This window comes from Streptomyces orinoci (assembly GCF_003121295.1).
Taxonomy (GTDB): domain Bacteria; phylum Actinomycetota; class Actinomycetes; order Streptomycetales; family Streptomycetaceae; genus Streptomyces; species Streptomyces orinoci.
The window spans coordinates 383,164-397,815 of record NZ_PHNC01000029.1; the positions used below are offsets into that span (position 1 = coordinate 383,164).

13 protein-coding genes are annotated in these 14,652 nt (G+C 70.7%); 7 read left to right on the forward strand and 6 right to left on the reverse strand.

Features of this window, described 5'->3' with window-relative positions; translation table 11 throughout:
* Positions 1-12: 12 nt before the first annotated feature.
* On the reverse strand, positions 13-471 hold the full coding sequence (locus tag CV755_RS16500) for a peroxiredoxin (protein WP_109280996.1): 459 nt from the start codon (positions 469-471) through the stop codon (positions 13-15).
* 172 nt (positions 472-643) lie between these two features.
* Positions 644-1,066 carry a DUF3052 domain-containing protein gene (locus CV755_RS16505; RefSeq protein WP_109280997.1) on the reverse strand — a complete coding sequence of 141 codons (423 nt, stop codon included), beginning with the start codon at positions 1,064-1,066 and terminating at the stop codon, positions 644-646.
* 469 nt (positions 1,067-1,535) lie between these two features.
* Between CV755_RS16505 and aceE the strand changes: the two genes are divergently transcribed.
* Positions 1,536-4,268, forward strand: coding sequence for a pyruvate dehydrogenase (acetyl-transferring), homodimeric type (gene aceE, locus CV755_RS16510; RefSeq protein WP_109280998.1), 2,733 nt, complete (start codon positions 1,536-1,538; stop codon positions 4,266-4,268).
* An 81-nt stretch (positions 4,269-4,349) separates the two neighbouring features.
* On the opposite strand, the gene CV755_RS16515 is transcribed toward aceE, so the two are convergent.
* Positions 4,350-5,939: an MFS transporter gene (locus CV755_RS16515; RefSeq protein ID WP_109280999.1), complete on the reverse strand. Its 1,590-nt coding sequence runs from the start codon at positions 5,937-5,939 to the stop codon at positions 4,350-4,352.
* Positions 5,940-6,054: 115 nt separating this feature from the next.
* Here CV755_RS16515 and CV755_RS16520 point away from each other — a divergent pair, with 115 nt between their 5' ends.
* From CV755_RS16520 to CV755_RS16540, 5 genes are all read left to right on the forward strand, one after another.
* A complete protein-coding gene (locus CV755_RS16520) occupies positions 6,055-6,717 on the forward strand; it encodes a TetR family transcriptional regulator (RefSeq protein WP_109281000.1) in 663 nt (220 codons plus the stop codon).
* A 110-nt stretch (positions 6,718-6,827) separates the two neighbouring features.
* On the forward strand, positions 6,828-8,081 hold the full coding sequence (locus tag CV755_RS16525; protein WP_241561252.1) for an alpha/beta hydrolase: 1,254 nt from the start codon (positions 6,828-6,830) through the stop codon (positions 8,079-8,081).
* A 56-nt stretch (positions 8,082-8,137) separates the two neighbouring features.
* A complete protein-coding gene (locus CV755_RS16530; protein WP_109281001.1) occupies positions 8,138-9,001 on the forward strand; it encodes a DUF4429 domain-containing protein in 864 nt (287 codons plus the stop codon).
* A 307-nt stretch (positions 9,002-9,308) separates the two neighbouring features.
* Entirely contained in the window at positions 9,309-10,622 is a 1,314-nt protein-coding gene (locus tag CV755_RS16535; RefSeq protein WP_109281002.1) for a sensor histidine kinase, read from the forward strand.
* Positions 10,619-11,299: a response regulator gene (locus CV755_RS16540; RefSeq protein WP_109281003.1), complete on the forward strand. Its 681-nt coding sequence runs from the start codon at positions 10,619-10,621 to the stop codon at positions 11,297-11,299. Before CV755_RS16535 ends, CV755_RS16540 begins: the two co-directional genes overlap by 4 nt.
* A 43-nt stretch (positions 11,300-11,342) precedes the next feature.
* On the opposite strand, the gene CV755_RS16545 is transcribed toward CV755_RS16540, so the two are convergent.
* Positions 11,343-12,362 (reverse strand): aldo/keto reductase, encoded by a 1,020-nt coding sequence (locus tag CV755_RS16545; RefSeq protein ID WP_109281004.1) that lies wholly within the window; start codon positions 12,360-12,362, stop codon positions 11,343-11,345.
* A 7-nt stretch (positions 12,363-12,369) separates the two neighbouring features.
* Entirely contained in the window at positions 12,370-12,828 is a 459-nt protein-coding gene (locus tag CV755_RS16550; RefSeq protein ID WP_109281005.1) for a MerR family transcriptional regulator, read from the reverse strand.
* 149 nt (positions 12,829-12,977) lie between these two features.
* Here CV755_RS16550 and CV755_RS16555 point away from each other — a divergent pair, with 149 nt between their 5' ends.
* Entirely contained in the window at positions 12,978-13,790 is an 813-nt protein-coding gene (locus CV755_RS16555; protein ID WP_109281006.1) for a serine hydrolase domain-containing protein, read from the forward strand.
* A gap of 152 nt (positions 13,791-13,942) precedes the next feature.
* Here CV755_RS16555 and CV755_RS16560 read toward each other — a convergent pair whose 3' ends face one another.
* A complete protein-coding gene (locus CV755_RS16560; protein ID WP_422070579.1) occupies positions 13,943-14,611 on the reverse strand; it encodes a pirin family protein in 669 nt (222 codons plus the stop codon).
* Between the last annotated feature and the right edge of the window lie 41 nt (positions 14,612-14,652).

Here is a 14,652-nt window from a genome sequence, read left to right on the forward strand (position 1 = left end):
TGCCGCGGCGCGTCAGAGGGCGCCGAGCGCCTTGACGTACTCGTTCAGGTCACGCGCGTCGGGCAGGCCGTTGACGACCGTCCAGCGCACCACGCCGTCCTTGTCGATGATGAAGGTGCCGCGCAGCGCGCAGCCCTTCTCCTCGTCGAAGACGCCATAGGCACGGGCGGCCTCGCCGTGCGGCCAGAAGTCGGAGAGCAGCGGGTAGCCGAGGTTCTCCTGCTCGGCGAAGACGCGCAGCGAGAAGGGCGAGTCACAGGAGACGGCCAGCAGCTGCACCTCGTCATTGACGAACTTGGGCAACTCATCGCGCAGCGCGCAGAGTTCACCGGTGCACACCCCGGTGAAGGCGAAGGGGTAGAAGAGCAGCACCACGGCCTTCTCCCCATGGAAGTCGGAGAGCCGGACGGTCTCGCCGTGCTGGTTCCTCAGCGCGAAGTCCGGTGCCTTTTCGCCTGCGGCGACAGCCATGGGTCAACACCCTCTCTGGTCACGGAGCTCTCGTCATGGAGCTCTGGTCACGGACGCTCCGGGCACGGAGCCCGGTCGGCGCGCCCAGTGTGTCACCCATGCCGAACGCCCCCGGCGACAGGGTCGCCGGGGGCGCTGGCGGGTGACTGGAGGCGGCGCTACCGGAGCGGCGTCACCGCTTGGGGGTGGCCATCTTGGTGCCGGACCAGTCCTTGGCGACGCTGATGCTCTTGGTCTGGGAGAGCCCGGCGGTCTGCGCGGCGTCCTGGATGTCGCTGGGCTCGATATAGCCGTCGCGGCCGGTCTTGGGGGTCAGCAGCCAGACCACGCCGCCCTCGTCGAGGAACCCGATGGCATCCACCAGCGCGTCCGTGAGGTCTCCGTCCTCGTCCCGGAACCACAGCAGGACGACGTCGGCCACGTCGTCGTAATCCTCGTCCACGAGGTCCTGGCCGATGACGGACTCGATGCCTTCACGGAGATCTTGGTCGACGTCGTCGTCGTAGCCGATCTCCTGGACCACCTGTCCGGGCTCGAAACCCAGCCTCGCGGCCGGGTTGGTCTGCTCCTCCGCGTGGCCCGCGGTCGCGCTCACGGATTGCCTCCTGTCGTCCTTCAAAGAATGCGATTGTGGCCTCGCGCACGCGAGGCATGGGGCGTAGTCCACACGTGCCGGACGGATCGCGCAAGTACCCGCTCAGCGATCCCGCCCAAACGTTGACGTCTCATGGCATCTCCAACCACGGAAGGGGGGCGGCCAGTGATTCAGGACACAGTGTTTGCCGGGTTTATGAAGTTACTCCCCGGGATTACCACCCCCGGGGCCGAACGGCCGTACGCAGAGGACCCCCATAGGGGGCGTAAGGTTGCGATTTGGCCGCCGTAAGGAGGCCACCCTCCGGCACTTCGTCTCACGAGTGGTGGTTACCGCCCAGTAGAGATGACGTTTGCGTCGCCGCGGTCCACGATGGGAGCCGGTGCGACATCAGCGGAGACAGTTTTGACCGCGTGCGCAGCAACATTCGCGTGCAGAGCACGACACGACCGAACAGCGAAGGAACAGCGTGGCTTCCGGATCCGATCGCAACCCGATCATCATTGGCGGCCTTCCCAGCCAGGTCCCGGACTTCGATCCCGAAGAGACCCAGGAATGGCTCGACTCGCTCGACGCAGCCGTCGATGAGCGAGGCCGGGAACGTGCCCGCTACCTCATGCTTCGCCTGATCGAGCGGGCCCGCGAAAAGCGCGTCGCCGTTCCCGAGATGCGCAGCACGGACTACGTCAACACCATCGCGACCAAGGACGAGCCGTTCTTCCCCGGCAACGAGGAGATCGAGCGCAAGATCCTCAACGCGACCCGGTGGAACGCCGCCGTGATGGTCTCCCGCGCCCAGCGCCCGGGGATCGGCGTCGGCGGCCACATCGCCACCTTCGCCTCCTCCGCCTCGCTGTACGACGTGGGCTTCAACCACTTCTTCCGCGGCAAGGACGCGGGCGACGGCGGCGACCAGATCTTCTTCCAGGGCCACGCCTCCCCCGGTGTCTACGCTCGCGCCTTCCTGCTGGACCGCCTGAGCGAGCAGCAGCTGGACGCCTTCCGCCAGGAGAAGTCCAAGGCCCCCTACGGCCTGTCCAGCTACCCGCACCCGCGGCTGATGCCGGACTTCTGGGAGTTCCCCACCGTCTCCATGGGCCTCGGCCCGCTCGGTGCGATCTACCAGGCCCGGATGAACCGCTACCTCCAGGCCCGTGGCATCGCCGACACCTCCAAGTCGCACGTCTGGGCGTTCCTGGGCGACGGCGAGATGGACGAGCCGGAGTCGCTCGGCCAGCTGTCCCTGGCCGCTCGTGAGGGCCTGGACAACCTGACCTTTGTGGTCAACTGCAACCTGCAGCGCCTGGACGGCCCGGTCCGCGGCAACGGCAAGATCATGCAGGAGCTGGAGTCGCAGTTCCGCGGCGCCGGCTGGAATGTGATCAAGCTGGTCTGGGACCGCTCCTGGGACCCGCTGCTGGCCCAGGACCGCGACGGTGTCCTGGTCAACAAGCTCAACAGCACGCCGGACGGCCAGTTCCAGACGTACGCCACCGAGACCGGTGCGTACATCCGCGAGCACTTCTTCGGCGACGACCACCGCCTGCGCAAGATGGTCGAGAACATGACCGACGACCAGATCCTGCACCTGGGCCGTGGCGGTCACGACCACCGCAAGATCTACGCGGCCTACGCGGCGGCCAAGGCGCACAAGGGCCAGCCGACCGTGATCCTGGCCCAGACGGTCAAGGGCTGGACGCTCGGCCCCAACTTCGAGGGCCGCAACGCGACCCACCAGATGAAGAAGCTGACCGTCGAGGACCTCAAGCGCTTCCGCGACCGGCTGCACATCCCGATCTCCGACAAGGAGCTGGAGTCCGGCCTGCCGCCGTACTACCACCCGGGCCGGGACTCCGAAGAGATCCAGTACATGCACGACCGGCGCAAGTCGCTGGACGGCTATGTACCGTCCCGGGTGGTGCGCGCCAAGCCGCTGAACCTGCCCGGCGACAAGGTCTACGCCCCCATCAAGAAGGGCTCCGGCCAGCAGTCGATCGCCACCACCATGGCCTTCGTCCGCCTGCTGAAGGACCTGATGCGGGACAAGGAGATCGGCAAGCGCTTTGTGCCGATCGCCCCGGACGAGTACCGCACCTTCGGCATGGACTCGCTGTTCCCCTCGGCGAAGATCTACAACCCGCTGGGCCAGCAGTACGAGGCCGTGGACCGCGAGCTGCTGCTGGCGTACAAGGAGTCGCCGAACGGCCAGATGCTGCACGACGGCATCTCCGAGGCGGGCTGCACCGCCTCGCTGATCGCGGCCGGCTCGTCCTATGCCACGCACGGCGAGCACATGATCCCGATCTACGTCTTCTACTCGATGTTCGGGTTCCAGCGCACCGGTGACCAGTTCTGGCAGATGGCCGACCAGCTGGCGCGCGGTTTTGTGCTGGGTGCCACCGCGGGTCGTACCACCCTGACGGGTGAGGGCCTTCAGCACGCTGACGGCCACTCGCACCTGCTGGCATCGACCAACCCGGCCGTGGTCGCCTACGACCCGGCGTTCGGCTACGAGATCGCGCACATTGTGCAGGACGGTCTGCGCCGGATGTACGGGGAGAACCCCGAGGACATCTTCTACTACCTCACCGTCTACAACGAGCCGATCCAGCACCCGGCCGAGCCGGAGAATGTGGACGCCGAGGGCATCCTCAAGGGTCTGTACCGCTACAAGGCGGCCGAGCAGGGTGCCATCCCGGCGCAGATCCTCGCCTCCGGTGTGGCCGTGCCGTGGGCCGTCGAGGCCCAGAAGATCCTCGCCGAGGAGTGGAACGTCAAGGCCGATGTCTGGTCGGCGACCTCCTGGAACGAGCTGCGCCGGGACGCCATCGAGGTGGAGGAGCACAACCTGCTCCACCCCGAGGAGGAGCAGCGTGTTCCGTATGTCACCAGGAAGCTCGCCGGTGCCGAGGGCCCGAAGGTGGCCGTGTCCGACTGGATGCGGGCGGTTCCGGACCAGATCGCGCGCTGGGTGCCCGGTACGTACCAGTCGCTGGGTGCGGACGGCTTCGGCTTCGCGGACACCCGTGGTGCGGCCCGGCGCTTCTTCCACATCGACGCCCAGTCGATCGTGGTCGGGGTGCTGACCGAGCTGGCGAAGGAAGGGAAGGTGGACCGGTCGGTGCTGAAGCAGGCCATTGACCGGTACCAGCTGCTGGATGTCGCGGCCGCCGACCCCGGTGCGGCCGGTGGTGACGCGTAGTCGCCTGCGCTGACGCGCACGCTTGACGCCCGGGCCCTTTGGGGCCCGGGCGTTCGTCGTGTCCGGGACTGCCGGCGCTCGTCAGATATGGCCGCCGGGGGCCACGGCCGCGTGCTCGCCTCGCTTGGTCAGCAGGGCCACCAGGGCGGCGCCCACCGCCACCCAGCCGGCGACAAAGAACGAGGTGCTCATCGCGGAGACAAAGGTGTGATGGGCCACGTCGGTGATGGTGGCCGCCACCGGGGCCGGGGTGTGCGGCGGGACCGGGGCGACGCCCAGTTCGGTCACCTTGGCACCCTTGTCCATGATCTCCGGCGGCTGTGGCGGCAGGCCCGCCGCCGCCCAGCGGCCGGGCAGCAGATGGCTCACCCGGGAGGCGACCACCGCGCCCAGCACGGCCGTCCCCAGCGAGCCGCCCACCTGCATGGCGCCCTGCTGGAGGCCGCCCGCCAGGCCGGCGTGCTCCAGCGGGGCATTGCCCACGATCACATCGGTGGCGCCGACCAGCACCGGGGCCAGGCCCAGCCCGAAGAGCGCGAACCACAGGGACACCAGTGGGGTACCGGTGTCCGTCTTGAGGGTGGACATACCGAAGCAGGCGGCGGCGGTGCAGACCATGCCCAGCACCAGCGGTATCCGCGGCCCGAACCGGGTGATGGCCGCCCCGGCCAGCGGCGAGGCGACGATCATCATGCCGGTGAGCGGCAGCAGATGCAGACCGGCGTTGACGGGCGACATCCCATGGACGTTCTGCAGGTAGAAGGTGACATAGAAGATCCCGCCCATAAAGGCGAAGGCCATCAGCACCATCAGCACGGTGCCGGCCGACAGCGGCACCGAGCGGAACAGCCGCAGCGGCAGCAGCGGTTCGCGGACCCTGGTCTGCCAGAGGACGAAGAACACGAAGCACAGCAGCGCGCCGCCCAGGAAGGCGAGGGTGCGGGTGCTGCCCCAGTGCCAGTCGGGCACCTTGATCAGCGCCCAGATCAGGCAGAACATCCCGCCGGAGAGCAGCGCGATGCCCAGCAGGTCGAAGGAGCGCGGGGCGTTCTTGCTGCGCGGGTCGGCGAGGAAGAACAGCGAGAGGACCACGGCCAGCGCGCCGACCGGCACATTGATGTAGAAGACCGACTGCCAGTTGACATGCTCCACCAGCAGACCGCCGACGATCGGGCCGCCCGCGGTGGAGGCGCCGATCACCATGCTCCACAGGCCCAGCGCCATATTGAGCTTCTCGGCCGGAAAGGTGGCGCGCAGCAGGCCCAGCGCGGAGGGCATCAGCAGCGCCCCGCACAGGCCCTGCAGCACCCGCAGGCCGATGACGGCCGACACATTGCCGGACAGCGCGATGAGTCCCGAGGAGGCGGCGAAGCCGGTGGTACCGATAAGGAAGACCAGCCGGTAGCCGAAGCGGTCGCCCAGCTTCCCGGCGGTGATCAGAACGACGGCGAGGGCCAGCAGATAGGCGTTGGTGATCCATTGGACGTCGGCGAGCGAGGCGCCCAGATCCTTCTGGATGGCGGGGTTGGCGATGGCGACGATGGTGCCGTCCAGCGCGACCATCATCACGCCGATGGCGACGGTGAGCAGGGTGAGCCAGGGATGGCCCCGGAGTCCCTTCCGGGGCGCCAGTTCCGTGGTCGCGTCCGCGACGTTGGTCTCAGGCGTCATGGACCGAGATTATGGCAGCCGCTGACAATTGACAAAGGGATTCATGAGTCATTACCTGACAAGTTGCGCCCAACTATTCTGAGCTGCCAGAACACTTGCGAAAGAGGCACCGGCCATGGCCATCGACAACGCGACGGATCCCGCCGCGCCCCCGGGGCTGCGCGAACGCAAAAAGCAGCGGACCCGCAACACCCTGATCCGCTGCGCCCTGGAGCTGTTCACGGCCAAGGGCTACGAGGCCACCACCGTGGATGAGATCGCGGCCGCGGCCGATGTGTCACAGCGCACCTTCTTCCGCTACTTCGCCAACAAGGAGGAGGTGGCACTCTCCCTGCAGGCCGTGGAGGAGGAGTACGCCCTGGCCGCGCTGCTCGCCCGGCCGGCCGCGGAGGGGCCGCTGACCGCGGTACGCAACGGCGCCACCGCCTCCTGGGGGCCGATCCGCCGGGCCATCGCCGAGGTGGTCCCGGTCACCTTGCATCTGCGTATGCAGCGCGTCATCGAGTCCACCCCCCAGCTGCTGGCCGCCCGGCTGCGCCGGCTGGGGGCGCTGGAGGAGCGGCTGGCCGCCGAACTCGCCCGCCGGGAGGGCCTGGACCCGGCCCTGGACCCCCGGCCCCGGGTGCTGGTGGCCGCCTGCTGCGGAGTGATGCGGGCCGCGGCCCGGGTCTGGAGCGAGGACGAGAACGCGGGCCTGGACGACCTGGTGGAGCTGATGACCCGCCATCTCGACCAGCTGGCACCGGCGTTGGCGGACGACTGGCGCACGGGGCGATAGCCGGCACTCGTCAGAGGTGCCGTACACGTGTCCGGTATCACGCCCTTTGAAACGTGAGTTGCGTCACCGATTTGGCGGACGCGCTCAGGTTTCTCCTAGGGTGTTCGGCGGTGACTTCCTTCTCGGAGCTCGACTCCCCCTCCCTTCCGTGGACGAACTGGACCACGGTCTGGCGCACTCTGCTCGCGCTGGCCGTGGTGTTCGTCATGCTCGCCACCACCGGGTGGACGGCCGTCCGGGGGCAGAAGGCGGCCGGCGACCCGTACACCGTCGCCCTGACCGCCTGGAAGCACGGCAGCCTGGCGGGCCACCCGCTGCCCTCGCCGTACGCGGCCCCCTCCGTGCTGGCCGGCTTCTTCGGCTCGCTGACCGGCGCCGAGCGCAGCGGCCTGGCCCAGCGCTATCCGCTGGTGGTCGGCAACCTGGCGGGCGCCCCGGCGGAGCTGCGCTACCAGGCCAACCGGATCGCCCTGACCCAGGCGCGGGCCGTGGAGCGGCACCGCGGCAAGGACTCCGGGCTCACCCCGGCCGGCCGCTATGAGGCCACCCGCCGGATGCACCGCCTGGACTCGCTGCTCGCCGACCACCGGCAGATCCTCGCCTTCGACCCCACCGGCGACGGCCGGGTGGCCGAGGTCTTCGGCGACCTCGACCACGCCCAGCGGGTCTCGGTGGTGGTCCCGGGCGTGGACACCAATCTGCTGACCTTCGAGAAGAGCAACCGCGCGTACACCGCCCCGGTGGGCATGGCCGAGTCGCTCTACGACGCCGAGCGCAAGGCCGCCCCCGCCACCCGTACCGCCGTCATCGCCTGGGCCGACTACACCTCGCCGGTGGGCGTCGGGCTGGACGCCGCCACCGGCCGACTGGCCGCCGAGGGCGCGCTGCGGCTGCGCACCCTGGTCAAGGGCCTGCCCGGTGACTCCTCGGTGGCGCTGTTCTGCCACAGCTATGGCTCGGTGGTCTGCGGGGTCGCCGCCCGCGACCTGGATCACCGGGTGAGCGATGTGGCGGTGGCCGGCAGCCCCGGGATGCGCGCCGAGCATGTCTCCGAGCTGCGCACCACCGCCCGGATATGGGCCATGCGCGACCCCGGCGACTGGATCCACACGGTGCCCCACCTGGAGGTCGGCGGCCTCGGCCATGGCGCCGACCCGGTCTCCGCGGACTTCGGGGCCCGGGTGCTGTCCTCGGCCGGCGCCCAGGGGCACACCGGCTACTTCGCCCCGGGCACCACCAGCCTCGCCAACTTCGCGGACATCGGCGTCGGCCGCCCCGCCGAGGTGCGCTGCGCGGACGCCGACGGCCGGTGTGCCGATGACACCACCCCGGCTGCGTCCTCGGCCGCTTCCCCGGTCGCATGACGCGCGTAGCTCCTTGAGGGGGGACGCGGAAGCGGCCGCCGCATACGATGAGCCGCATGGGTGATGTACTGACGGGTTTCCACACCGTCTGGGAGTTCGACACCGACTCCTTGCTCATCCGCTTCGAACGGGGGATCCGCACTCCGAAGCTGCTCCAGACGCTCGGTGAACGGCGCATCCCCTACGAAGCGCTGGCGGCCGTGGAGCAACTGCCGGGCAGACGCGGGACGGTGGTGCTGCGCGCCGTTCCCAGAGCGGGCGCCGACCCGCTGATGGACGCGGCCGACGGGCAGCTGCGCGAGGGCTGCGACCCCTACCGGCTGACGCTGCCGGCCGAGCGGGAGGGGCTGGCCGCGTACTACGCCGAGGAGATACGCGCGGCCCTGGGGCCGCGGGCCGGTGAGCCGGCCGAGCGGCACCTGGTGGCCGCGCCGGAACCGCCGCTGTCCTTCAAGGGCTATGACGGCAAGGCCTCCTTCGACGGCAAGGTCGTCTCCTACCGCTGGTCCTGGACGGGCGCCTCCTCCGCCAAATGGAAGGGCGGGGACCGGCGGTTCGCCGTGGAGGAGCTGTCCGGGGTGCAGTGGCGCTCCCCGGAGGGCCCCGGCGGGCATCTGCGGCTGCTGCCCCGTACGGCGGACGGTCACCGGCCCGGTGAGGCGGACCAGGATCCGGCAGCGGTGGTCTTCGGCATGGGGTACGGGCTGGTGCATGAGTCCCTGCCCTTCGCGGCCTCGGTACTGGCGGCGGTACGGGCCGCCTCGCCGGCGGCCGTCCCGGCTGCGGCGGGCGCGGTCGCCCGCCCTGACCCCGGCGCGATCGCGGAACGCATCCGGCACTTGGGGGAGCTGCATTCGGCGGGGCTGCTGACGGATGACGAATTCGGGGCGAAGAAGGCGGAGTTGCTGGCTGAGCTTTAGGTTTTTGGGGTGGGGGTGGATTCCCTGGTTGGGTTCCGGCTTTTCGGCTGCGGGCTGTCCATGGCCGGTCGCGCAGTTCCCCGCGCCCCTGGGCGGGGCCCGGCCCCGAAAGCGCACCCCCACCCGAGGCCGGGTGCCGCGGCTGCGATTCTCCTGCAGGCCGTCCCCGGTCGGTCGCGCAGTTCCCCGCGCCCCTGGGTGGGGCCCAGGGCCGAAAGCGCACTCCCCCCGAGGTGGCCGGGTGGGCGGGAGTCCATACCCCGGTATGACGCCATGGCGGCAGCCACCCGCATAGGCTGAGGCGATCATGCTCGACGCACTGCGCAGAACGCTCACGGCCGGGCCGCCGGATCCGTTGCTCGGGTCGGCCAAGCGGCCGTTTGTCCGGAAGCTGCCCTATGTGGTGGCGCTGATCCTTATCGCGGCGCTGCTGCCCTCCTCGGCCCGTCTGATGGTGCGTGACTACCGGCTCGACACGGGGCTGGCACTGGTGCTGGCCGTGGGGCAGGCGGGGCCGCTGCTGCTGGCGGTGCGCAGGCCGTTGCCGGCCTGGGGCATCTCCTTCGCCGCGGGCTTTCTGGGCGCCTGGTTTACGCGCCAGATGTCGCTGCCGCCGGACAATCCCTGGCCCTGGTCCGCCCCGGTGACCATCGAGCTGGTGATCCTGATGCTCGCGCTGGGGCTGCGGGAGCGGCCCCGCGTGCTGGTCCTGGTCTGGCTGCTGATGACCGCCGGGACCGTCATGTTCCAGACCGGGGTGCACCCGCCCGGCAATGGCAGTTCGGCAGTGGTGCTGGTCCTCGGCGGCCTGCTGATGGCGATGGGCGTCGCCCTGCGCGACCGGGCCCGGGCCCGGCGGGCGCTGGCCGAGCAGGAGACCATCAGCGAGGCCGAACGGGCCCAGCGCACCCTGCTGGAGGAGCGCGCCCGGATCGCCCGTGAGCTGCACGATGTGGTCGCCCACCATATGTCGGTGATCACGGTGCAGGCGGACAGCGCCCCGTACCGCATCGCCGGGCTGCCGCCCCAGGCGAGCGAGGAGTTCGGCGCCATCGCCGCCACCGCCCGCGAGTCGCTCGGCGAGATGCGCCGGCTGCTGGGCGTGCTGCGCAGCGACGGCAGGGGGTCCTCGGCGGCCGAGCGGGCGCCGCAGCCGGGTCTGGACCGGATCCAGCAGCTGGTGGAGGCGACGGTGCGGTCCGGGCTGCCGGTGGAGCTGTCGCTGGCCGCCGAGGCGCTCGCCGCGGACCTGCCGCAGGCGGTGGACCTGTCCGCGTACCGCATCGTCCAGGAGGCGCTGGCCAATGTGGTCCGGCACGCCCCGGGGGCGCTCACCCGGGTCTCGGTCACCACCGACGGCAGCGGCCTGACCATCCTGGTCGTCAACCAGCCCGCCGACCGCCCGCACGCCCCGCTGGAGACCTCCGGCACCGGGCACGGCCTGGTCGGCATGCGGGAGCGGGTACGGCTGGTCGGCGGCACCCTGGACACCGGCCCGCTGCCGGACGGCGGTTTCCGGGTCGCCGCCCGGCTCCCCCTCGGCGAAGACGCCGGCGCCGGCAGCGGCACCGACGGCAGCGCATCCACCCCTCCCACAGAGAAGGACTCCCCCGCCGCATGACCATCAAGGTGATCATCGTCGATGACCAGGCGATGGTGAGGGCCGGTTTCGCCGCCCTGCTCGCCGCCCAGAGCGACATCGACGTCATCGGTGACGCCCCGGACGGGCGGCAGGGCGTCGAGCTGAGCCGCCGCACCCACCCGGATGTGGTGCTGATGGACGTCCGGATGCCGGAGATGGACGGCTTGGAGGCCGCCCGGCGGCTGCTGGACCCGCCCAAGGGGGTGACGCACCGGCCCAAGGTGCTGATGCTCACCACCTTCGACGTGGACGACTACGTCTACGAGGCACTGCGGGCCGGTGCCTCCGGCTTCCTGCTCAAGGACGCCCCGCCCGCCGACCTGATCTCCGCGGTGCGGGTGGTGGCGGCGGGCGAGGCCCTGCTGGCCCCCTCGGTCACCCGCCGGCTGATCGCCGACTTCGCCCGGCAGCGGCCGGCGCCGCGCCGTAACCGCTCGCTGCGTCTGAACGGGCTGACGCCCCGGGAGACGGAGGTGCTGGAGCTGATCGCCCGCGGCCTGTCCAACCAGGAGATCGCCGCCGGCCTGGTGCTGGCCGAGCAGACGGTCAAGACCCATATCGGGCGGGTCCTGGCCAAGCTCGGCCTGCGCGACCGGGCCCAGGCGGTGATCTTCGCCTATGAGTCGGGCCTGGTACGGCCGGGCGACGACGGCTGAGCCGCTGATCGCTCCCGGCCGGCCGGCTACCCCTGGCCGCTGCTCACTCCCGGCCCGCCGAGGTGAAGGACATGTCGCCGTACCGGTTGCCGGACACCTGCCCGGCGATCGGCTCCAGCGCCGCCAGCTCCTCGGCCCCGAGCACCAGCCGGGTGGCGCCCACATTCTCGGCCAGCCGGGAGCGCTTGCGGGTGCCCGGGATCGGCAGCACGGACATCCGGTGCACCTCGGCCCGCTGCTGCACCCAGGCCAGCGCCACCTGCGCCAGGGTGACCCCATGCCGCTCGGCGATCACCCGGAGCGGCTCCAGCAGGGCCGCGTTGGCGGCCGCGTTCTCACCGGTGAACCGGGGGTGGGTGCTGCGCCAGTCGTCCGCGCCCAGCTCCTTCTGGGCGTCCACGAAGGCACCGGTCAGAAAGCCGCGGCCGAGCGGCGAGTACGCCACCAGGGTCACACCCAACTCCCGTGCGGCAGGCACCACTTGGGACTCGATGTCCCGGCTGAACAACGACCACTCGGACTGCACCGCCGCGATCGGGTGCACCGCGTGCGCCCGGCGCAGCTCCTCGGCGGTCACCTCGCTCAGCCCCAGCTGCTTCACCTTGCCCTCGGTCACCAGCTCGGCCATGGCGCCCACCGTCTCCTCGATGGGGACACCCGGCTGGAGCCGGTGCATGTAGTAGAGGTCGATCTGCTCGACGCCCAGCCGCCGGAGGCTGGCCTCCACGGCCTGGCGGAGGTATGGCCGGTCGTTGCGGATGGTCCGCTTCCAGAGGTCCTCGGGGTCGTTGACGATCCCGAACTTGGTGGCGACCCGCACCTCCTCCCGGTGCGCCTGGATGAAGGGCGCGATGAACTCCTCGTTGTCACCGTTGCCATAGGCGTCGGCGGTGTCGTAGAGCGTCACGCCCAGCTCCAGGGCCCGCTCCAGGGTCGCCCGCGCCTCGTCGGTGTCGGTGGTCGGACCGTAGGCGAAGCTCATGCCCATGCAGCCCAGGCCCTGGACGCCCACCTCGGGGCCGTTTTCGCCGAGCCGCGTGGTCGGTATCTTCTCGTTGCTCATCTGAGGATCAGGCCCCTTCGGACGCCCTGATCCGGGCGCCATAGATGTCGATCTTGTAGTCGAGTACCCCGAGCGTTCCCTGCAGTTCGGCGATCCGCTGCCGGACCTCCTCGCGGTGCCGGCGCAGCAGCCGTTCACGCTCGACGAGCGTGTGGTCGCCCTCGCGGACCAGCTGGGCGTAGCGGACCATGTCCGCCACCGGCATCCCGGTCAGCCGCAGCTTGCCGACCAGGTCCAGCCAGTCCAGATCGCGGTTGGTGTAGCGGCGCTGCCCGGTGTGCGAACGGTCCACATGGGGCATCAGCCCGATCCGCTCGTACCAGCGCAGGGTGTGCGCCGACAGGCCCGCGTAGTCCGCCACTTCGCCGATGGTGTAGCGCTCCCGCCCCTCGGGACGGCGCCGGCGCTCCCGCTCCAGGGGGGTGCAGTCCTGCGTCCTGACCGGTACGGCATCCATCACGCTCATCCGAATCCCCCTGTGGCGTCCCTTGGCGACGGCGTCAACGCTAATGACTTGGAGTGCACTCCAAGCAAGCGGATACCTGCGGATATCCGGGGAACGTGGGGGTCGTCCGGGATATCTGAGGTGATCCCGTCCGGGATAGGCTCGCTGCCATGCAGAGCCTGCGGATGATCGAGAACTGGCCGGTGACGACCGCGGCCGCGGCGGTGGTACGCGCGGACGGCACCCACGCGGGATCGTACGGCCCGACCGGGCACCGTTTCCCGCTGGCGTCCGTCACCAAGCCGCTGGCCGCCTATGCCGTGCTGATCGCGGTCGAGGAGGGCGCGGTGGAGCTGGACGAGCCGGCCGGCCCGCCCGGCTCGACGGTCCGTCATCTGCTGGCCCACGCCTCCGGGCTGGCCTTCGACGAGCCCCGGCCGATGGCCGAGCCGGGCACCCGGCGGCTGTACTCCAACGCCGGGTTCGAGGTGCTCGGCGACCACCTCACCAAGGCGACCGACATCCCCTTCGCCGAGTATCTGCGCCAGGCGGTGCTGGAGCCGCTGGGGATGACCGCCACCGAGCTGCCGGGCTCGCCCGCGAAGGACGCCGTCTCCACGGTCGAGGACCTCGCCCGGTTCGCCGCCGAACTGCAGGCGCCGCGGCTGCTGTCGCGCTCCACACTGGACGAGGCGACCTCGGTGGTCTTCCCGGGGCTGACCGGGGTGCTTCCGGGGTACGGGCATCAGCGCCCCAACGACTGGGGGCTGGGCTTCGAGCTGCGCGACGCCAAGTCGCCGCACTGGACGGGGAGTTCGTCCTCGCCCCGGACCTATGGCCACTTCGGCCAGTCCGGCACGTTCTTGTGGGTGGACCCGGAGGCGGGGCTCGCCTGCGTGGCACTGACGGACCGGGCGTTCGGGCCCTGGGCGATCGAGGCCTGGCCACTGCTGACGGATGCGGTCCTGGCCGAACTCGGCTGACCGCCGGGGCCTTTCCGGCGCTCCGCGCCGGGTTTCCCCCACCCGCCCACCCGTCACCCTGATACACGACCGGTCCGCGCCCGCCCACCCGCCCGCCCGCTGAGCTCAACGGGCGGGCGGGTGGGCGAAATCCCCGGCGCGCAGCGCCGGGGTCACGGATAACGCGGCTCCGCGTGCATCTCCCAAAGCAGCAACTCCGCGTCCTCCAGCGCTTCCGCCCCCATGTCCATCGCATCCAGGATGCGGGCCGCGTCCCCCTCGCCCAGTTCCTCGTCGCCCAGCGCCAAGCGCCCCCGCACCACGTGCACATACAGCCAGGGCGCCCCCGGCAACGCCAGCCGCGCCCCGCACGCCGGACGGCGCACATGCAATACGGCCTCCGCACGCCGCAGCGTGTACGGCGCGTCATCGGCGACGTTGCGCACCACCTCGTACGCGGGCGAACCCCCCGGTTCAGAAGGCGTCACCCACATCTGAACAAACCGCAACGGCACAGCGCCGGCGTTCCGCTCCACATGGCGAACCCCGGACCCCGCGCTCAGCCGCTGTACATCCCCCGCCCGCACCACGGCCGTATGCCCCGTGGAGTCCTCATGGGTCAGCTCGCCCTCGATGACCCAGGTGACGATCTCCACATCCCGGTGCGGATGCTCCGCGAACCCCGCCCCCGGCGCCAGCCGCTCCTCATTGCACGCCGCCAGCGGCCCGAACCGCACATTGTCGGGGTCGTAGAACCCGGAGAAGGAGAAGGCGTGCCAGGTCTCGATCCCGGCCGCCGGATCCCCGCCCCGGTAGCGCTGCCCGGCGCGCTGCACGTAGATCACCACTGGGCTACCGTAGCCCGCCGACCCCGCACCGCACC